The sequence below is a fragment of the Isoptericola sp. NPDC055063 genome (genome assembly GCF_053608125.1).
The window spans coordinates 151,589-170,466 of record NZ_JBSGUW010000007.1; the positions used below are offsets into that span (position 1 = coordinate 151,589).

At 72.5% G+C, this 18,878-nt stretch carries 21 protein-coding genes and 3 tRNA genes; 5 read left to right on the forward strand and 19 right to left on the reverse strand.

The genetic code is table 11. The annotated features are described in order from the left end of the window. Positions 1-115 precede the first annotated feature (115 nt). Positions 116-1,435, forward strand: coding sequence for a C39 family peptidase (locus tag ACWF41_RS10575; RefSeq protein ID WP_380325822.1), 1,320 nt, complete (start codon positions 116-118; stop codon positions 1,433-1,435). Between the two features lie 78 nt (positions 1,436-1,513). Here the strand turns inward: ACWF41_RS10575 and ACWF41_RS10580 are convergent, their stop codons facing one another. From ACWF41_RS10580 to ACWF41_RS10610, 7 genes are all read right to left on the reverse strand, one after another. Beyond that, on the reverse strand, positions 1,514-3,724 hold the full coding sequence (locus ACWF41_RS10580; RefSeq protein WP_380326835.1) for an N-acetylmuramoyl-L-alanine amidase: 2,211 nt from the start codon (positions 3,722-3,724) through the stop codon (positions 1,514-1,516). A 163-nt stretch (positions 3,725-3,887) separates the two neighbouring features. Then, a complete protein-coding gene (locus ACWF41_RS10585; RefSeq protein ID WP_380326838.1) occupies positions 3,888-4,313 on the reverse strand; it encodes a MaoC family dehydratase in 426 nt (141 codons plus the stop codon). Beyond that, the gene (locus tag ACWF41_RS10590; protein ID WP_380326841.1) at positions 4,313-4,777 is read right to left on the reverse strand and encodes an FAS1-like dehydratase domain-containing protein; all 465 of its coding nucleotides are present in this window, start codon (positions 4,775-4,777) and stop codon (positions 4,313-4,315) included. The genes ACWF41_RS10585 and ACWF41_RS10590 overlap by 1 nt, the downstream gene beginning before the upstream one ends. A gap of 29 nt (positions 4,778-4,806) precedes the next feature. After that, positions 4,807-4,977 (reverse strand): 50S ribosomal protein L33, encoded by a 171-nt coding sequence (gene rpmG, locus ACWF41_RS10595; protein WP_079572326.1) that lies wholly within the window; start codon positions 4,975-4,977, stop codon positions 4,807-4,809. 90 nt (positions 4,978-5,067) lie between these two features. After that, positions 5,068-5,141, reverse strand: a tRNA-Met gene (locus ACWF41_RS10600). Positions 5,142-5,203: 62 nt separating this feature from the next. Next, positions 5,204-5,276: transfer RNA gene (locus tag ACWF41_RS10605), tRNA-Thr, on the reverse strand. Positions 5,277-5,419: 143 nt separating this feature from the next. After that, positions 5,420-5,501: transfer RNA gene (locus ACWF41_RS10610), tRNA-Tyr, on the reverse strand. A 114-nt stretch (positions 5,502-5,615) separates the two neighbouring features. On the opposite strand from ACWF41_RS10610, the gene rarD reads away from it, so the two are divergent. After that, positions 5,616-6,545 carry an EamA family transporter RarD gene (gene rarD, locus ACWF41_RS10615; RefSeq protein ID WP_380326490.1) on the forward strand — a complete coding sequence of 310 codons (930 nt, stop codon included), beginning with the start codon at positions 5,616-5,618 and terminating at the stop codon, positions 6,543-6,545. 7 nt (positions 6,546-6,552) lie between these two features. Here the strand turns inward: rarD and ACWF41_RS10620 are convergent, their stop codons facing one another. After that, positions 6,553-7,374, reverse strand: coding sequence for a hypothetical protein (locus ACWF41_RS10620; RefSeq protein ID WP_380326487.1), 822 nt, complete (start codon positions 7,372-7,374; stop codon positions 6,553-6,555). Between the two features lie 105 nt (positions 7,375-7,479). Here ACWF41_RS10620 and ACWF41_RS10625 point away from each other — a divergent pair, with 105 nt between their 5' ends. Continuing rightward, the gene (locus tag ACWF41_RS10625) at positions 7,480-7,977 is read left to right on the forward strand and encodes a YajQ family cyclic di-GMP-binding protein (protein WP_380326484.1); all 498 of its coding nucleotides are present in this window, start codon (positions 7,480-7,482) and stop codon (positions 7,975-7,977) included. Continuing rightward, positions 7,974-8,924 (forward strand): HAD family hydrolase, encoded by a 951-nt coding sequence (locus ACWF41_RS10630; protein ID WP_380326481.1) that lies wholly within the window; start codon positions 7,974-7,976, stop codon positions 8,922-8,924. The genes ACWF41_RS10625 and ACWF41_RS10630 overlap by 4 nt, the downstream gene beginning before the upstream one ends. Here ACWF41_RS10630 and ACWF41_RS10635 read toward each other — a convergent pair. From ACWF41_RS10635 to ACWF41_RS10665, 7 genes are all read right to left on the reverse strand, one after another. Beyond that, the gene (locus ACWF41_RS10635; RefSeq protein ID WP_380326478.1) at positions 8,858-9,736 is read right to left on the reverse strand and encodes a potassium channel family protein; all 879 of its coding nucleotides are present in this window, start codon (positions 9,734-9,736) and stop codon (positions 8,858-8,860) included. The two genes, ACWF41_RS10630 and ACWF41_RS10635, sit on opposite strands and share 67 nt — an antisense overlap. Positions 9,737-9,785: 49 nt before the next feature. Continuing rightward, the gene (gene htpX / locus ACWF41_RS10640; protein ID WP_380326475.1) at positions 9,786-10,679 is read right to left on the reverse strand and encodes a zinc metalloprotease HtpX; all 894 of its coding nucleotides are present in this window, start codon (positions 10,677-10,679) and stop codon (positions 9,786-9,788) included. A 144-nt stretch (positions 10,680-10,823) separates the two neighbouring features. After that, positions 10,824-12,236 (reverse strand): FAD-dependent oxidoreductase, encoded by a 1,413-nt coding sequence (locus tag ACWF41_RS10645; protein ID WP_380315432.1) that lies wholly within the window; start codon positions 12,234-12,236, stop codon positions 10,824-10,826. A gap of 195 nt (positions 12,237-12,431) precedes the next feature. After that, complete coding sequence (locus ACWF41_RS10650) at positions 12,432-13,013, reverse strand: hypothetical protein (RefSeq protein WP_380315429.1); 582 nt, start codon at positions 13,011-13,013, stop codon at positions 12,432-12,434. Positions 13,014-13,131: 118 nt separating this feature from the next. Then, complete coding sequence (locus ACWF41_RS10655) at positions 13,132-13,428, reverse strand: WXG100 family type VII secretion target (protein WP_344246257.1); 297 nt, start codon at positions 13,426-13,428, stop codon at positions 13,132-13,134. A gap of 283 nt (positions 13,429-13,711) precedes the next feature. Beyond that, the gene (locus ACWF41_RS10660) at positions 13,712-14,008 is read right to left on the reverse strand and encodes a WXG100 family type VII secretion target (protein WP_344246257.1); all 297 of its coding nucleotides are present in this window, start codon (positions 14,006-14,008) and stop codon (positions 13,712-13,714) included. 274 nt (positions 14,009-14,282) lie between these two features. Continuing rightward, positions 14,283-15,047 carry a hypothetical protein gene (locus tag ACWF41_RS10665; RefSeq protein ID WP_380315426.1) on the reverse strand — a complete coding sequence of 255 codons (765 nt, stop codon included), beginning with the start codon at positions 15,045-15,047 and terminating at the stop codon, positions 14,283-14,285. A gap of 113 nt (positions 15,048-15,160) precedes the next feature. On the opposite strand from ACWF41_RS10665, the gene ACWF41_RS10670 reads away from it, so the two are divergent. Further along, on the forward strand, positions 15,161-15,778 hold the full coding sequence (locus ACWF41_RS10670) for a hypothetical protein (protein WP_380315423.1): 618 nt from the start codon (positions 15,161-15,163) through the stop codon (positions 15,776-15,778). On the opposite strand, the gene ACWF41_RS10675 is transcribed toward ACWF41_RS10670, so the two are convergent. The 4 genes from ACWF41_RS10675 to ACWF41_RS10690 are packed head-to-tail and all read right to left on the reverse strand — an operon-like array spanning position 15,775 to position 18,803. Next, on the reverse strand, positions 15,775-16,431 hold the full coding sequence (locus ACWF41_RS10675; RefSeq protein WP_380315420.1) for a hypothetical protein: 657 nt from the start codon (positions 16,429-16,431) through the stop codon (positions 15,775-15,777). The genes ACWF41_RS10670 and ACWF41_RS10675 overlap by 4 nt on opposite strands. Further along, complete coding sequence (locus ACWF41_RS10680; RefSeq protein WP_380315417.1) at positions 16,428-17,039, reverse strand: hypothetical protein; 612 nt, start codon at positions 17,037-17,039, stop codon at positions 16,428-16,430. Before ACWF41_RS10680 ends, ACWF41_RS10675 begins: the two co-directional genes overlap by 4 nt. A 14-nt stretch (positions 17,040-17,053) precedes the next feature. Beyond that, complete coding sequence (locus tag ACWF41_RS10685; protein ID WP_380315414.1) at positions 17,054-18,481, reverse strand: hypothetical protein; 1,428 nt, start codon at positions 18,479-18,481, stop codon at positions 17,054-17,056. After that, a complete protein-coding gene (locus ACWF41_RS10690; RefSeq protein WP_380315411.1) occupies positions 18,474-18,803 on the reverse strand; it encodes a hypothetical protein in 330 nt (109 codons plus the stop codon). The genes ACWF41_RS10685 and ACWF41_RS10690 overlap by 8 nt, the downstream gene beginning before the upstream one ends. Positions 18,804-18,878: the final 75 nt, after the last annotated feature.

An 18,878-nucleotide genomic window follows, 5' to 3' on the forward strand; every position in this document is an offset into this window, starting at 1 on the left:
GGTCGTGACACACGCCACACTTTCTGGGAAAGTCTTTGCCAACGGGCGGTGGGGACCGTTCCACGCCCCCGTCCCTGGGGAGGGACCCGTGACAGGCATGGTGCGGAGGAGCTGGATGAGAGCGACCACGGCGGCACTGGCAGCGGGGGCGGTGATCGCGCCGGCGGCGGGGGCCGCCGGCGCCGCGCCGCCCGACGACCCCGCGACGGCGGGGCACAAGATCACCACCACCCACTGGCAGGGCGTCGCCGACCTGCGGCAGGGCGAGTGGGAGAACCTGCGCCCCGGGGCGCACGGCACGCTCGGCGTGCGGGACGCCGGCGGCCCGACCACGGCGTACACCGACCCGTTCGGCGACGGCAGCGCGGTCGACTACGAGTCGGGGACGTGGACGTCGCCGGTCGTGGAGACGGGGTACGCCGTCGACGAGTCCCTGACCTCGTGGAACGCCACGACCCCGACGGGCACGTGGGTGGAGATCGAGTTCCGGGGCCGCAAGGCCGACGGCGCGTGGACCAAGTGGTTCGTCATGGGGCGCTGGACGTCGGGCGCCGACTTCGCCCCGGCGGACGGCTCGGTGGGCGACATCCACCGCACGTCGCTCGACGGGCAGAACGACGCCGACGCCGCCCTGTACACCGACACGTTCGTCGCGCGCACGGGCCACGAGCCCGAGGCCTTCCAGACCCGCGTCACGCTCTACCGGCCGGCCGGGTCGACGGCGACCCCCCGGCTGTCGGGCGTGACGACGATGACCAACGAGTACCTGCCCGACTCCGCGTACACCGGCACCAGCGACTTCACGCTCGGCCGGGCGGTCGAGCTCGACGTGCCCGGCTACTCGCAGCTGATCCACATCGGCGAGTACCCCGAGTTCGGGGGCGGCGGCCAGGTGTGGTGCTCGCCCACGTCGACCACGATGATCCAGTACTCCTACGGCACGAAGTACCAGGTGCCGGCCGACCGGCTCGAGGGCATCGTCGCCCCGAACGGCGACCCGCAGGTGGCCCACGCCGCCATCAACGCGTGGGACTACACGTACGAGGGCGCCGGCAACTGGCCGTTCAACACCGCGTACGCGCACGAGTACGGCCTGGAGACGTTCGTGACGCGGCTGCGCTCCCTCGCCGAGGCGGAGCGGTTCATCGACGCGGGTATCCCGCTGGTCGTGTCGATCAACTTCGCCAAGGAGGAGATGCCCGAGGCCGGCTACGGCACCGACGGCCACCTGGTGACGATCGTCGGCTTCACCGCCGACGGCGACCCGGTCATCAACGACCCCAACAAGGCGACCGACGCCGACGTGCGGAACGTCTACACCCGCGAGAACTTCGAGCGCGTGTGGCAGACCTCCACCGACGGCATCGCGTACGTCATCCACCCGCACGACGTGAAGCTGCCCGCGAACGTCCCGGGCGCCACCGCCAACTGGTGAGGTAGTCCCGATCCCGCCGAGGTAGTCCGAAAGCTGCCGAGGTAGTCCCGATCGGGACTACCTCGGCAGCTTCGTTCGTCAGTGCGGGCGCACCGGGCCGACGGCGTCGGAGGTGAACGTCGCCGCCGTGTACCCCGGCGCGGAGACGGTCACCCGGACCGCCACGTCCGCGCCCCGGTCGCTGCCGGTGAGGTGGTAGCGCGCACCGGTCGCGCCGGGCACCGCGACGCCGTCGCGCAGCCACTGCACGGCGACCTCGGTGTCCGACCCGGGCAGGTACTCGCCCGCGTCGACGGTGAGCACCTTCCCGATCTCCGGCCTGCCGGAGATCGCCGGGCCCTCGACATCGGTCACCACGGGGTCGTGGAGGACGACGTCGGCGGCGCGGGTGAACACCTGCCGATGGGCGTACCAGAGCTGGTAGTACGCGTCCGCGCCGCGCACGTCGGTGCGGTCGTCGGGCACGGAGCCGTCGAACGACGTGGCGTAGTAGTAGTCCGTCGACACGGAGTCGTCGGACACCACGTAGCTCTGGTCGGTCCCGATCGTGTACTCGATCGGCGTGACGGACTGCAGCCCGATGCCCGGGTAGGGCGCGTACGCGGCCTCCTCGGGGTACGCGCGGCCGTAGATCGCGGCCGCGGTGTCCCCGCTCACCGTCACCGTCTTGCCCGTGCTCGGCACGACGACCGGCCGGTCGGCCGGGTTGTGGAGCCACACCAGCGAGCCGGCCCACCACACGCCGAGCCACTCGCCCTGCACCTGCGCGACGACGAGCTTGTGGCCCGAGGTCACGCGCGCGCTGACGTCGCTGGCGTACGTGGTGCCGGCCGCGCCGTTCGGCTTCCAGCCCGGGTCCTTGGCGTACGCGGCGTCGAGCGAGGGCTGCTGGTACGCGACGGCGAAGTTGGTGCCCGCGCCGGCGACGCAGTCGCCCGAGCCCGGCGACGCCTGCTGGCAGCCGGTGATCGGGTTGGCGTTGTCGTCGTACCCGGCGACCACCTCGACGACGTCGCCGGGCGCGACGTCCGTCGTCGGCGTCAGGCCGCCGCCGATCGGCGCGCCCAGGAGCTCGAAGTAGTGCTCCCAGTCCCAGTAGGGGCCCGGGTCCCAGTGCACGCTCTTGGTGTACCCGGGCAGGATGCCGGGGATCTGGTCGTGCCCGATGACGTGAGCCCGGTCCAGTGGCACGTCGTACCTCTCGCCGAGGTAGCGCACGAGCTCCGCGGACGACTGGTACATCGCCTCGGTGAACCAGCCCGACGTCCCGGCCCAGCCCTCGTGCTCGATGCCGATCGAGTGCATGTTCATGTACCAGTTGCCCGCGTGCCAGCCGACGTCGTCGGGCTGGAGGTGGTTGGCGGTGTGCCCGTCGGACGAACGCACCGTGTAGTTCCACGCGAGGTAGTTGGGGTCCTGGACCATGTTCAGCGTCCCGGCGTACCCGCCCTCGGTGTCGTGGATGACGATGTAGTCGATCGACGGCCCGCCCTCTCCCGTGCGGTCGGCCTGGTCGTGGTTGCCGTAGTTCCCCGTGTCGTCGGGAAGGTCGGCGCTGCCCTTCTCGTACGGCGCGGGGACCCAGTCGCACCCCAGGTCGGCGGGGCAGTCGGCGGCGGGGTCGCCCGCCGCGGCCGTCGTCGCCTCGGGCAGGACGGCGGCCGGCTGGGCCGCGAGGACGACGCGCCCGCCGTCGTCGGTGGTGCGGGCCTCGCCCTGGCGGAGCGTGGCGTACACCCGGTCGGCGAACGTCGCCGCGTCGCCCATCCGCGCGACCGCGGTCTCCCAGGTGGCGAGGGAGCCGCCGGTGCCCTGGCCGGCCGCCGCCTGGTAGGAGGCGAGGAGGGCCGCGGCGCCGCAGGTGTTGGCTCCGGCGTCGGACTTCAGCTCCGCGACCGACAGCCCGGTCAGGGCGGCGGCGCGGTCGAGCTCGCTGACGGCGGTGCGGGGGGTGGCGTCCTTGCCGGCCCCGTCGGGCGCCTCGGCGGCGTGGTCGAGCAGGTTGAACAGGCCGTAGCCGCCGTCCGCGCTGGGCGCGCCGGCGTGCTGGTCCCAGCGGGACTCCATGTAGGAGACGGCCTTGAGCAGGTCGGCAGGGACCCCGGTGGCGTCGCTCGCGGCCGCGAACGCCGACTCCCGGTCCGGCGCCGCGACGACCGCGTCGCAGCTCACGTCGGAGGTCGGGGCGGTGGAGGGTCCGGCCCCCGCGGCGAGCGCGGGGGCGGTGATCAGGGGAACGAGCAGGCCGACGGCGGCCAGCCCGGTGGTGCGTCGTCGTACGGATCTCACGGGGAGTGCTCCTCTCGAGGACGGAGTGCGCTCAGGGCGCACCACGTCATCGAACCGTGAAATCACGTTTCATGAGAAGTGATAGGCGTAAAAAATCTCGTCCTGCGGACGCGCGACGTGCCACGACGCCCGCGACGAACGGTGCGGAGGGAGAGAGTTCCGGTCAGGAGAGGCGGACGGTCGCCTGCGACCGGCCCAGCACCTTGGCGCCCTCGTGGGTCACCGTGAGGTCGACGCGGACCGTGCCGGCCTCGGCGTCGATCGCGCCGACGGTGGCGGAGACCTCGACGACGGCGACGCCGCTCGCGGGTACCGGGACCGGCTTGGTGAAGCGCGTCTGGTAGGCGACGACGGCGCCCGGGTCCCCCGCCCACGCGGTGACGACGCCGACGACGGATCCCATGGTGAGCATCCCGTGGGCGATGACGCCCGGGAGACCGACGCGGGTCGCGAAGGACTCGTCCCAGTGGATGGGGTTGAAGTCGCCGCTGGCGCCGGCGTACCGGACCAGGCGGGCGCGGTCCAGCTCGATCGCGGCGGTGGCGACGACGTCGCCGACAGACAGCTCGGCGAGGGCGGGGCGGGCCATCAGGAGTCCTCCCCGCGGATCACGAGGCTGGAGGTGACCGTGGCGACGTGCTCGCGCGCGGCGGCGTCGGCCCCGGACGTCGCGAAGATCTCGCAGCGGGTGGTGACCATCGCGATGCCGGCCCGCTCCGTCACGGAGTCCACGTGCAGCACGGTGACCAGCTCGTCGCCGGCGACGATCGGCCGGCGGTGCACGAACTTCTCGTCGGCGTGCACCACGCGCGAGAAGTCGATGTCGGCGTCCGGGTCCTGCACGTACTGCGACTCCGCCCGCTGGGCGACGACGACCGCGAACGTAGGAGGCGCGACGAGGTCCGGATAGCCGAGACCCCGCGCCGCCACGATGTCGTGGTGCGCGGGGTCCAGGGCACCGACGGCGGACGCGAACTCACGGAGCTTCTCGCGCCCCACGCTGTAGGGGGCGGTGGCCGGGTACTCGCGGCCAGCGAAGTCGGGGTTCGCCACGTCGGTGCGGGGTCGTGTCGACCGAGGCGTCAGCGGGTCTCGCGGTGCGAGGTGTGCTTGCCGCAGCGCGGGCAGAACTTCGCCAGCTCGAGACGGTCGGGGTCGTTGCGGCGGTTCTTCTTCGTGATGTAGTTCCGCTCCTTGCAGTCCACGCAGGCCAGCGTGATCTTCGGGCGGACGTCCGCGCTCTTAGCAGCCATGGTGTGTCACCTCTCGCGCCCCCGGAAGGCGCAACGTGCGTCAAGGAACAGGCCGGTCCGACGCCGGCCGTCGAACCGTAGGAGTGGCGGTAGCGAGGGCGGGGCTCGAACCCGCGACCTCACGATTATGAGTCGTGCGCTCTGACCAGCTGAGCTACCCCGCCGCACGTGACTGAACGCGAGACCGCCGCCCGTTTCCAGGGGCGGCCCCGCGCCTTTGTCACAGAGCCCCGAAAGGGAATCGAACCCTTGACCTTCTCCTTACCATGGAGACGCTCTGCCGACTGAGCTATCGGGGCAGCGGAGAAGACTCTACACGGCTCGCGGCACCTGGCGAAATCCGCGGGATGCCCGCTCGATCACACCGTGCACCGGGGTCGCGAGGACCTTCTCCGGACGTCGGACGGGGCACCACCCAGGGGTGATGCCCCGTCCGTCGAGGTGGCAGGTGAGGGATTCGAACCCCCGAAGGCTGAGCCGTCTGATTTACAGTCAGATCCCTTTGGCCGCTCGGGCAACCTGCCGTGCGGGCTCGCGGACGAGCTCGCGGGTAGAACCATAACGCCCCGGAGCGCCTGGGCGGAAATCGTCCACCGGTGGCCCGCGTCACCCGGTCGCCGCCCGGCTACGGTGAGCCGGTGACGACCCCCTCCTCCCCCGACCGGTGGGGACTGCCCCTCGGGCTCTCGGCCTTCGTGCTGTGGGGCGCCATGCCCCTCTTCTTCCCGCTCCTGGAGCCGGCCGGCCCGGTGGAGATCATCGCGCACCGTGTGGTGTGGAGCCTCGTGTTCTGCGTCGTGCTGCTGCTGGTGACGCGGACGTTCGGGTCGTTCGTCGCCGTCCTGCGCAGCGGGCGCACCATGGGCGCGCTCGCCGTCGCGTCCCTGCTCATCGTCGTCAACTGGACCACCTACGTGTACGCGGTGCTCACCGACCACGTGCTCGACGCCGCCCTCGGGTACTTCATCAACCCCCTGCTCACCGTGCTGCTCGGCGTCCTCGTGCTGCGCGAGCGGCTGCGCGTCGCGCAGTGGGTGGCCCTGGGGTTCGGCCTGGCGGCCGTGGTCGTGATCTCCACCGGGGTGGGCGGACTGCCCTGGATCGCCCTGGTGCTCGCGGGCGCTTTCGGGCTCTATTCGCTCGTGAAGAACCGGGTGGGTCGCGGCGTCGGGGCCCTGCCCGGCCTCGCCGCCGAGACCGCGGTCGCGACGCCGTTCGCGCTCGCTTACCTCGGCTGGCTGGGCGCCACCGGGGCCGGCACCTTCACCACCGAGGGCGCCGGGCACGCGCTGCTGCTCGCGGCCTGCGGCGTCGTCACCGGCCTGCCGCTGCTGCTCTTCTCGGCCGCCGCGCGCCGGCTGCCGCTGTCGGTGGTGGGGATGCTGCAGTACCTCACGCCCGTGCTGCAGTTCCTGCTCGGCCTGCTCGTCTTCGGCGAGCACATGCCGCCTACCCGCTGGGCCGGGTTCGCGCTCGTGTGGGTGGCGCTGGTGATCCTCACCGTCGACGGCAGCCGGCAGGCCCGGGTCTCCCGCCTCGCGGCGGCGCGCCCCGGGCCGCGCGCCTAGCCTGCGCCTAGCTCTCGAAGGCGCGGGCGCCGAACCAGTCGTGCCGCGGCCGCCAGCCGTGCTGGCGCAGCACGGCGAAGACCGGCCGCTTCGCGTCCCCGGGCGCGATCTGCGTCGAGCCCTCCCACGAGGACCGGGAGCCGCCGCTGCCCGAGACGACCACCGCGCCGTCCGGGCCCTCCACGTACGTCGCCCTCCGCTGCATCGCCGTCTTGCCCCGCCGCCACGTCCAGTCCGCGCGCGCGAACACCCCGGTGGGGCCCACGGCCGCGCGGGTCGACGACGACCCGGAGTACTCGACGAACCGGTAGTGCGAGGTCGCCGGGTCGAGCGTCAGCTCCATGCGCCACGCGTACGCGACCTTCCCGCGCACGAAGAGCGCCGCCCAGCGCAGCTCCTCGGACTTCCAGCGGACCTCGACCTGCACGCCCTCGGGCGACGGCGTCGCCGCGATGAGGTACGGCAGCGCCTCGTCGTTCATCCCGACGAGGTCGGCGACCACCCGGTCGACCGGGGACGCCGTCCCGGGCGCGAGGACGGGCGCATCGGGCACCGCCGCCGGCGCCTGCGCCGCCCGGGCGGCCCTGGCCCCGCGCACGACCGTCCACGCGCCGCGCGCGAGGACGAGCAGCGCCGCGACGACGATCAGCGCGACGCCGACGGGCGCCGCGTCGCCCACGATGAAGAGCACCCCCAGCCCCACCAGGACCCAGCACGCCACCAGGACCACCCACCGGGACACCACGGCGAACCGCCGGGTCCGTGCCTCCGGGTCGACCCCACCCGCCGCCGCGGGCGTCCCGCCGTCGGGCCCCTGCCGTGCATTCATCTCTCTCCCCCTGACGTCGAACCGACCGTGCCGCCGCACTACGGTAGTGGGCAGACCCCGCCCGCCCGATGCGCCGGGCACCCGACCAGCACAGAAGGAGCCGTCGTGGCCGACTCGTCGTTCGACATCGTGAGCAAGGTTGACCGCCAGGAGGTGGACAACGCGCTCCACCAGGCCGTCAAGGAGATCTCGCAGCGGTACGACTTCAAGGGCGTGGGCGCGTCCATCGAGTGGAGCGGCCAGGACACCATCGTCATCGAGGCGAACTCGAGCGAGCGCGTGCTCGCCGCCCTCGACGTCTTCCAGACCAAGCTGATCAAGCGGAACGTCTCGCTCAAGGCCTTCGACACCGGCGACAAGGAGCCGCAGTCGTCCGGCAAGGTGTACCGCCTCGCGGGGTCGCTCAAGGAGGGCCTCGCCGGCGAGAGCGCCAAGAAGATCACCAAGATCATCCGCGACGAGGGCCCGAAGGCCGTCAAGACGCAGGTGACCGGCGACGAGGTGCGCGTGACCAGCAAGTCCCGCGACGACCTGCAGGCCGTCATCGCCCTCCTCAAGGGCGCCGACCTCGACGTCGCGCTCCAGTTCGTCAACTACCGGTGACCAGCGGGGCGGCGGCGGGCGCGCGGGAGGTGCCGCGGGTCGTCGCGACCGACCTCGACGGCACGCTGCTGCGCTCGGACGGCACGGTCTCCGAGCGCACCCGGCGCGCGCTGCTCGCCGCCGAGGCCGCCGGGGCGGAGGTCGTCTTCGTCACGGCGCGGCCGCCGCGCTGGCTGCACGCCCTGGGCGACCTCGTGGGCGGGCACGGGCGCGTGATCTGCCTCGGCGGCGCCGCCGTGTGGGACCTGGCCGGCCGCCGCGCCGTCGACTCGTGCGGGTTCGACGACGGCGTGCTCCTCGACCTCGTCGCCGAGCTGCGCGACGCCGTCCCCGGCGTCGGGCTGGCCGTGGAGACCGTCCGCGGCCCGGCGTTCGACCCGTGGTTCCCCGACGGCGAGCCCGGCCTCGACCGCAGTCTGCGCGCCGCCCCCGTGGAGGAGTCCCTCGGCGCGACCGGCGACCCCGTCGCGAAGCTGCTCGCCGTCCGCCCCGGGACCGCGGCGCAGGGATTCGGCGTCGTCCAGCGCGGCGGCGTCCACGACGCCGCGCAGGAGGCCTTCTTCGAGCGCGTGCGGGGCGTGGTGGGCGACCGGGCCGAGCTGCACTACTCGGGCGCGGCGGGCCTCGCCGAGCTCCTGCCGCCCGGGGTGACCAAGGACGTCGCGCTCGCCCGCTGGTGCGCGCGCCTGGGGGTGGACGCCCGCGACGTGTGGGCCTTCGGCGACATGCCCAACGACCTGCCGATGCTGCGGTGGGCGGGGCGCGGGCACGCCGTCGCCAACGCCCACCCGGACGTGCTCGCGTGCGCGGACGCCGTCGTGCCCGGCAACGACGACGACGGCGTGGCCGCCGCGCTGGAGGCGGTGCTCCCGGGCGCGGCTCAGTCGCCGTCGCCGTCGGCGTCGGCGTCGGCGTCGGCGCGGCCCTCCGGGGTGTCGCGGGGCTGACCCGCCCCGTCGGCCCGGCGCCCGGCCACGATCTCCGCCCGCAGCGACTGGACCTCGGCGACCAGCAGCGCGACCTGCGCCGGGGAGACCATGCCGAGGGGCGCCTCCCTGGGGGTCTCGCCCGGCTCGTCGCCAGGGTCGGCCGTGACCCGCTCGACCAGCCAGGAGGAGAGCGTCGCCGTCACGACGCCCAGCAGCGCGATGCCCCCCACCATCAGGCAGACCGCGATGACCCGGCCCGTCGCGGTCACGGGCGTGAGGTCGCCGTAGCCCACGGTGGTGATGGTGACCATCGCCCACCAGAACCCGTCGCCCAGGTTCACGATGCTGGCGCCCGGCGCGCCCCGCTCGGCCTGCGTCACCGTGAGGGCCCCGACGATCACGAGCAGCGCGGTGCCCGCCGCGGCGAACCGCACCACCCGGCCGCGCAGCCGCACGGCGTTGACCCGGTTGAGCCGCACCACCACGGACACCAGGAGCAGGGGGCGCAGCACCGGGAGCACCACCACGGCCAGCTCGAGCGGGTGCCGGCGGACGTACCGCCACGGGTGCGGCGCGAGCCGGGCCCGCACCAGGTAGTCCGCGACGAAGAGCAGCCAGGTCACCGCCAGCACGAAGGAGCAGGCGGACCGGACCTCCGGGGGCGCGTCCGGGCGTGCGATCGGGATCGCGTACGCGACCAGGAACAGCAGCGAGATCGCCGTGAGCGGCCACTCGGTGGCCGCCTGCCAGCGCCGCAGGCGCGCGTGACCGCCGTCCGCGGCCGACGGGGCCGGCGGACGCTCGGACCCAGCAGCCGCGTCACGGGACATCGCAGGTCAGCCTGGCAGAACCGGCCGGGACCCGCCGCCCGAGCGTGCCTCAGTAGCGGGTGATGCCGCCGGGGCCGAAGCCCGTGCCGCCGGCCATCTTCTCCAGGCGGGAGATGCGGTCCGCCATCGGCGGGTGGGTGGAGAACATCTTCGCCATGCCCGCGCCGCGGAACGGGTTGGCGAGCATGAGGTGGGAGACGTTCTGCAGCTCGCGCGTCTGCGGCAGCGGGGCCTTGGCCGTGCCCGACTCGAGCTTGCGCAGCGCGGAGGCCAGGGCCATCGGGTCGCCGGTGAGCTTGGCGCCGTCCTCGTCCGCGTCGTATTCGCGCGTGCGGGAGATCGCCATCTGGATCATCATCGCCGCGAACGGCGCGAGGATCGCCATCGCGAGCGCGGCGAGCGGGTTGCCGCCCTCCCGGCGGTCGCCCCCGCCGAAGATCAGCAGGAACTGGGCCAGCGAGGTGATGACCCCCGCCATCGCGGACGCGACCGACGACGTGAGGATGTCGCGGTTGTACACGTGCATCAGCTCGTGGCCGAGGACGCCCCGCAGCTCGCGCTCGTCGAGCAGGCGCAGGATGCCCTCGGTGCAGCAGACGGCCGCGTTCTTGGGGTTGCGCCCCGTGGCGAACGCGTTGGGGGCCTGGGTGGGTGAGATGTACAGGCGCGGCATCGGCTGCCGGGCCTCCGTGGAGAGCTCGCGCACGATGCGGTACATCTCCGGCGCCTCGAGCTCCGTCACCGGGTAGGCGTGCATCGCGCGGATCGCGATCTTGTCGGAGTTCCAGTAGCCGACAAACGTCGTGACGAGGCCGATCCCCACGAAGACGACGAGCATGCCGGCGCTGCCGCGGAAGAAGATCGCCCACAGCCCGAGGACCACGGCCCACATGACGCCGAACAGCGCCGCCGTCTTGAGACCGTTGAAGTGCTGGTGGCCCATGTGTCCTGCTGTCTCCTTCCGTGCGCCCTGCCCGGTGCACGCGTACCGGCAGGTTCCCACGGGTTGAACGCGCCGACGGCCCGGGCGGTTCCCGCCCGGGCCGTCGTGCGTCCGGTCGCACTGCCGGTCGTGCTACCGGCCCCGTCAGGAGGAGGGGCGCCCCTTGGCGATGTCGAGCATCTCCTCGCGCGGCACGACCTTGATCCGCTCGCGCCCGTGGGGCTCGCCGAGGGCCTTCTCGTGCTCGTCGAGGAGCACGAAGTCGTCCCACTCGACGACGTCCACGCCGCGGTCGGCGAGGAAGTCGAGCACGGCCTGCGGGTCGCCCTGGGCGGCGGTGCGGCCGCCCTCGGCGTCGCCGGTCGCGACGTCGCCGCCGTCGCCCACGCCCGTCACGTCCTCCACGAGGTGGCGGATCGTCTCGGACGCGTCCGACTTGGTGTGGCCGATGAGGCCGACCGGGCCGCGCTTGATCCAGCCCGTGGCGTAGACGCCGGGCAGGTGCTCGCCGTCGAGGTCGACGACGCGGCCCTCGCGGTTGGCGATGACGCCCTTGAGCTCGTCGAAGGGGATCTCGGGCAGCGGCGAGCCGAAGTAGCCGACGGCGCGGTAGACGGCCTGCACGGGCCAGTCGTGGTGCTCGCCGGTGCCCTTGACGGTGCCGTCGCCCTGCAGGGCGGTGCGCTCGGTGCGCAGCGCGGTGACCTTGCCGTCCTCGCCGAGGATCTCGGCCGGCGCGTGCAGGAAGTGCAGGTGCAGCCGGCGCGACGCCTTCTGCGTGGCCGGGTCGACCAGGGTCCAGTCGGTGAGCGTCTTGACGACCTGCTTGGTCTGGTTGGACGACTCGACGGCCGCCATCGAGCCCTCGTCGAAGTCGTAGTCCTCCGGGTAGACCACGATGTCGACGTCCGGCACGTGGCCGAGCTCGCGCAGCTCCAGCGGCGAGAACTTCACCTGGGCCGGGCCGCGGCGCGCGAAGACGTGCACGTCCGTGACCGGCGAGGCCTTGAGGATCTCGTAGACGTTGGCCGGGATCTCGGTGGGCAGCAGGTCGTCCGCGTGCTTGGCGAGGATGCGGGCGACGTCGAGCGCCACGTTGCCGGCGCCGAGGACGGCCACCTGCTGGGCCTCGAGCGGCCACGTGCGGGGCACGTCGGGGTGCCCGTCGTACCAGGAGACGAAGTCGGCCGCGCCGTAGGAGCCGTCGAGGTCGATGCCGGGCACCGGCAGCTCGTGGTCCTTGATCGCACCCGTCGAGAAGATCACCGCGTCGTAGAACTGGCGCAGGTCGTCGAGCTTGAGGTCGACGCCGTAGTCCACGTTGGCCAGCAGGCGCACGTCGCCGCGGCCGAGCACGCGGTGCAGCGCGGTGATGATCTGCTTGATGCGCGGGTGGTCCGGGGCGACGCCGTAGCGCACGAGGCCGAACGGCGCGGGCAGGCGTTCGAAGAGGTCGATGCTCACGTCGAGGTCGGTCTTCGACAGGATGTCCGCCGCGTAGATGCCGGCGGGGCCTGCGCCGACGATCGCGACGCGCAGAGGTCGGATGCTGCTCACTGCGGGGTACGCCTTCCGGATCGGTGATGCGTGGCGTTCGATTCTAGGAGGATTCTCCTGCGAACTGGTGAGGGTTACCTCACCTTCAGGGTCCAGCGTTACCCAGGGTGCCACAACCGTCTCATCCGGTGAACAGGTTGTCTCGCTCGTCGGGCACTGGTGCCGGGGGCACCTGCCGCGCGACGCGACCGCGGGTCACGGCGCCGTCGTGAGCTCCTGGACCGCCCGGGCCAGGTCCGCGCCGGCCGCGCCGCCCGCCGCGCGCAGCGGCCGGTACGCCGGCACCACGGTGACCGACGTCGCCCGGTCGGACACCCGCACGGCGCCCGACTCGCGCGACCCGTACACGGCGCGGGCCTGCGTCACGCCGTCCGGCACCCGGCGCACCACCCAGCGGGGCGCCTCCTCGCGGCCCACCCAGACCTCGACGGCGCCGTCGCCCACCGCAAGGGCGACCGGGTTGCCGCCCATCCCCGAGATGCCCTTGGTGCGGGCCCCGGCTGCGCGCGCCTCGTCGAGCGTGTCCGCGGTCGTGAACGCCGGGACCACGACCGCACCCGGGCGCAGGCGTGCGACGTGCTCCCGGACCGCGCCGGCCCGGCGCACGACCACCGCCAGCGTCACCCCCACGATGACGACCACCACGAGGAGCGCGATCCAGATCGTGGCGCCCTCGATGCCGTCGCGCGAGACGGTGATCGCGAGGCGCACCACCGAGAGCGCGAGGAACAGCACGAGCGCCGTGACGAACCACCTGCGTCGGGAACGGGAGTCCACCCTGCCTCCAGGGACGTGTCGGTCGGGGCCGCGCACCACGCGGTGCGCCGGCGAGATCGGTACCGCAGACGACGAGGGGCGGCCCGGAACCCGGACCGCCCCTCGACCTCGGCTGGTGTCAGCCGCGGATGCCCTGCGCCAGCTGCGAGTCCGCGTCGGACAGCGTCTGCGCGGCCTGCTCCAGGAACGACGCCATACCCTCGAGGCCCTCGATGGCCTGCGTGGTACCGGTCGTGAACTCCTCGTAGGACGTCTGGAACGCGCCCGACGCCTGGTCGGTCACGAAGCCCGACGACACCAGGTTGTTCACCTGGGTCTGCAGGTTGTGCAGGATGTCGGTCATCTGCTGCTGACCGTTGCGCAGCTGACCCGCCTGCGACCGCAGCTCGTCGTACGTGACGTTCATGTTCGCCATGAGAAAGCTCCTCGTTCTCGTCGGTTCTCGGCCGGCCCCCTAGCGGCCGATCCGGTCGTTCCGTCGACGACCCTAGCGGGCACCCCGAGCGGTCGTCGATGGGGAGGCCTCCCCATCCCGCGCCAGGTCCGCACACGGTGCCGCTCGGTGTCCCCGCTCGGTGTCGTCGCCCGTAGGGAGGGACCAGTGCCCGAACGCGTACACCCCGACTCTTGCGCTCCCGACCGGACGACGAAGGGGCGGCCCGGGAGAACCCGGACCGCCCCTTCCCGCGAGGCTGGTGTCAGCCGCGGATGCCCTGCGCCAGCTGCGAGTCCGCGTCGGACAGCGTCTGCGCGGCCTGCTCCAGGAACGACGCCATACCCTCGAGGCCCTCGATGGCCTGCGTGGTACCGGTCGTGAACTCCTCGTAGGACGTCTGGAACGCGCCTGACGCCTGGTCGGTCACGAAGCCCGACGACACCAGGTTGTTCACCTGGGTCTGCAGGTTGTGCAGGATGTCGGTCATCTGCTGCTGACCGTTGCGCAGCTGACCCGCCTGCGACCGCAGCTCGTCGTACGTGACGTTCATGTTCGCCATGAGAAAGCTCCTCAGCTCGATCGTGGTTCGGCCGGCCCCCGTGCGGCCGATCCGTGGTGCGGTCCCGACGATACTGGGCGCCCCGAGCAGCGGTCCATGGGGAGGCCTCCCCATGGATCGGGTCCTGCCTTCCGCTGCCGGCCTGCCATCACCTCCCTGGTGCTCGCGCTCGTCGTCTCGGGCGCGGGGTCCGTGGCCTTCACGCTCCGCCTGCGCAAGAGCGCCCGCGCGAAGGCCGTGCCGGGCCTCCTCCCCTGACCGACGGCCCGGTCGCTCAGCCGAGCGGGCGCGCGGCCGAGGTCGTCGGGACGGGCTCCGGGTCTCCCTCCGCCCCCCACCGGCGGAAGTCGGCGCGCAGCGCGCGCGCCACCAGCACGACGGACACGAGCACCAGGGCCACCGCGCCGACCAGGCATGCCGTCCGCACCGGCGGCGCGATGTCTCGCGACGCCCACACGAACATCAGGACCCAGCCCACCCCGGCGGGCAGGGCGCCGACGAACGTCGGCATCTGGAGCGACCAGCCCGCCATGTACCACTTCATCAGGACGTCGGTGGCGCGGCTGCGGCGGTTCGGCTTCAGCGAGAGCGCCACCGTGCCGACGGTCGGCGGCCCCAGGGTGGTCCCGCGCGGGGCGGAGGTGGAGTGCGACAGCCTCTCGGCCGCGTACGACGGCCGCAGCGCGCGGAACGCGTACACGAAGCACAGCGCGGCCAGCGGCCACGTCATCGTGGGCAGGTAGAACATCGCCGCCGGACCCATGATCGCCGCGAGGATCGGCACCAGGACCACGACGAGCATCACGAGGCCGACCACCGACGTGTCCGACAGCACCTGACCGAGGATGATCTCGTCGTCGAAGTACACGTACACCACCGCGCCGGGCGCGATCAGCACGGTGACGAGCCAGATCACCACCCACACCCACGCGAGGCAGAAGTACCCCAGCGGGCGGAGCGCCAGGGCCGCCGTCGTCGGGGCCTCGTCGCCCGCGCCGACCTGCGACCCGGCCGGTGCCGCCCTGTAGCCGTCCTGCATCCTCGATGCCCTCCCCCGCCGTCGTCCGGACCGGCGTCACCCTACCGGCAGGTCCCCCGCGTAGGGTGGGGCGCCGACAGGGGCAGCACCGACGACGCCGACGGGGAGAAGTCATGGCACAGCCGAGCTGGTTGATCACCGGCGAACGATCGAAGCGACCGATCGTCGTCGCGCCGGGCGCGGACGACGCCGCCTCGGCCGTGACCCAGGTGGACAACGCGCTCGACCGCTTCTCCGGGCCGATACCGGGCTGGTTCCGGGCCCTCGAGCGGCTCGGCTACTGGTGGTACGGCGTGTGCATCGTCGTCGGGGTCGCCGTCGCGCTCGCGGTCGTCCCGGCGGAGCTGAAGTGGAAGATCGCGTGGGGCATCGCGTTCGGCCTCGTCGCCACGCCGGTCACCAGCGCGCTCGGCTACTACCTGGCGCGGCTCCAGGCCCGCTCGGCGGGCTTCCCGACCGTCGCCAAGGCGCTCTCCGACGTCAAGGGCACCGCGCGCCCGTCGAACGGCGAGATCCTCAAGCAGGTCACGACCGTGCTCGCCGCCGACCCGTCCCTCGAGGCTCGCGTGCACCGGCTCGCCTGGCAGGCCGCGCGCGACGACGGCGCCTCCCGCAAGGAGCTCGAGGGCCTCTGGGAGAAGGCGGACCCCCAGGCCGCCGCGGCTCTCGCCGAGAAGTTCGACGCGATCCGCGCCGAGAACGCGCGCCTCAAGGACGAGGGCAAGATCTAGCTCGCCCGGGCGTCCTGCGCCTCCGTGTCGACCGCCGACCCGTCGGGCGTCGCCTCCGTCTCGGGGGCCGCGAACGAGATCGAGTCGATGATCTCGTTGAACAGCACCGCGAACGGCTCCGCCGTGGGAATGTTCGGCACGTTCACGCGGGCCTGCAGCACCCGCGACCCGTCCGGGTACGGCACGAAGTACTCCAGCCGCAGCGTCAGCATCTCCTGCTCGCCGATCCGCTGCGTGAGCGTCTCGAAGCGCCGCCCCACCGGCCCCGACGACGCGCGCGCGGTCTCCAGCGGCCCGTAGGCGGCATCGAGCGCGCCCTCGAGGTCGCCCTCGGCCACCAGCGGGGTCGCCGCCTCCGGCCAGTCCTGGTCGAGGAACAGCAGCGCCGCGGGGAACGGGACCCCGGGCAGGATCTCCAGCGACATGAAGTACGAGTGCACCCCGATCCGGGACGCGTCCCGGGCCGAGCCCACGAGCTCCCGCACCGTCTCCCGGCGCACCCGCGCGAGACGGTCGGCGTTGCCCGTCTGCCGCTTCACGAAGCGCTTGACGAAGTCCAGCGTGCGCTGCGGCTCGTCCAGCGGGATCCGCGTCCAGGTGCCCGGCAGGATGATCCGCAGGTCGCCCCCGGCCATCCGGACCTGCTTCGTCACGCCGCCACCCCCGTCGACACCTCGAGCTCGTCCAGCAGCCCGACGACGAACGCCGGGAAGTCGTCGAAGATCCCGATCCCGGCCGCGATCGCCGTCACGTCCACCATGTCGGGGCTGTCGGCCGGGAACACCCCGAGGTGCACGCGCTCCTCGAGGTGCACCCCCGCGACGTCCTCGTCCTGAGGCAGGTGCCCGATGAGGAAGTGGGCGCCGTGGACGGTGCCCGCCGGCACGACGGCGTCGATCTCCTGCGTGCCCATGACCTGCGCCGAGCCGACGCCCTCCGCCACCTGGGCGAGCTGTGACTCGTAGGTGCCGCGCCCGACCCGGCGCCCCACCACGAGGGTCAGCATCGCCTGCACGAACGGCTCCGCCGGCGACTCCACGAGCACCGCCGTCCGGGCGCCCCGCACCCCGGTGGCGTCCACCGCGGCGCGCACCTCGGCCAGCTGGGCGGCGAGCGCCGCCGGCACCCCCTCGGGCGCTTCCACGCCCTCGAGGATCGCGCCGGCCAGCTCTCGTTCCCAACCCTCCGACGCGTCGCCGTAGGGCAGCAGGTGCCACCCCTCGGCGAGCCCCAGGCCGTACTCCGTGATCGGTCCGCTCATCGCTGCGTCAGGCCTCAGATCATCTTGTCGAACGTGTCGGACCAGGATGCGACGTTGCCGGGGATCTGCGCCAGCTGCACGTACGGACCGTCCGTGAGAGGTCCGGCGAGGCCGACGGACGAGTTGACCTGGGCCCACCCGTCGTCGCCGCCCACCGCCTCGGCGAAGCTGCGCCCCGCGTTGAAGCTCGCGGCCCCGAAGTTCACGAGGTTCGTGGTGACCGCGGCGCCCGCCAGCCCGTCGAGGTTGTGGTAGAGCGCCGGGTTGCGGAAGAGCTCGCCGGTCCCGCCGAACGGGTCCTTGAACGGCATGACGAAGGCCTCCTTCGCCGCCCCCTTCAGCCCCTCGGCGATGGACAGGTTCCCCGCCTTGCGGAGCTGGAACAGGTTGTCCATGGCGTCGGACCGCTTGAACGGCGACGAGAGGATCGTCTTCATGCTGAGCAGGTTGTCCGCGTTGCTCATCGTGGTCTGGGCCTCGGAGATCATCCGCGCCCCGTCGTCGGCGTTGCCGGCGAGCCGGACGGCGAGCCGCGACTGCGAGTTCGTGAGGCTCGCGGCCTTCGTGACGGCCCGGGCCTTCGCGACCTTGCCGAGCGAGCTCGCGAGCTTGCCGCCGAAGAGACCGACGACGCCGAGCCCGACGCCGAGCAGCAGCCCGCCCCAGCCGATCTCGCCCTTGGCGAAGCTCACGATCGTCTCGAGGATGCTGAGGATCGAGCCGATCGCGGCCAGGACCACCAGGATCTGACCCAGGATCGGCACCCACGACAGGAAGATCGCGAGGATGCCCGCGATGTCGCAGATGACCTTGAAGACCTTGTACAGCGACGCGGCGACGTGCTTGATCTTGTCCCAGGTGCTGTCCTCCAGACCGTTGACCTTGTCGCCGGTGACGACCTCGTCGATCTGGTCCTTGGCCGTGGTGGCCGCGGTGTTCTTGTCGTCGCGCGCCGACGTCCACTGCCCCTGCCAGTAGGTGAGGCTGGTCTCGAGCTCCGTGACCCGGTCGTTCGCGTTCGACAGCTCCGACTTCGCGTCGTCGACGTCGGTGTCGGGCGCGTCGCCCCGCATGCCGTCCATCTCCCACTGCGCGTTGCTCGCCCGCTGCCGCGCCGGCACCAGGTCATCCTCGAGCTCGGCGATCCGACGCGCCGCAGTCTCCGAGGAGGTGATGGCGGCGGACAGGAGGGGCGCGTACGCCACGAGCGCGTCGCCGGTGACCTGGTACCGGTCCGTGGCCTTCTTGATGTCCTCGCGCACGTCGCTCGCCAGCGACTTCGTCGCGTCCATCGACTGCGCCGTCGTGGTCGCGTCGTCGACGATCTGGTCGAGCGTGGTGAGCGCCCGGGTGATCGCCTCGGCGATCTCCTGGTACTTCTCGCCCTTGGTCTTGACGGTGTCCGCGTTGCCGTCGAGCGTGTGCCACTGGGTGTCAGACACTGGTGTACCCCTTGTACTTCGACGCGTCGCTCGCCTTCTCCTCGAGCGCCTTGGCCAGCTCGGTGTCGACCTCGGTGAACGTGTCGACGATCTGCTGGATGATGCCCTGGAGCTTGACGACGTTCTCCGTCATCTCCTCGCGCTTGATCCGCCACTTGTCGGCGAAGTCCTGCACCTTGCCGCGCAGCTCGTCGTGGCCGGTCGCGTCCGCGGCGTCCTCCGAGGTGTCGTCGGCGCCCTCGAACTCCTCCTTGATGGTCTTCAGGTCCTCCGCCAAGGTCTTCAGATCGGCCATGCTGATCGACAGGTCGTACCCGGCCACCGCTCCCCCTCGTCGTCGCGCAGCGTCTCGTCCCGCCGCCGGGCAGCACCGTAGCCGAGGGCGACGGCACGGGTC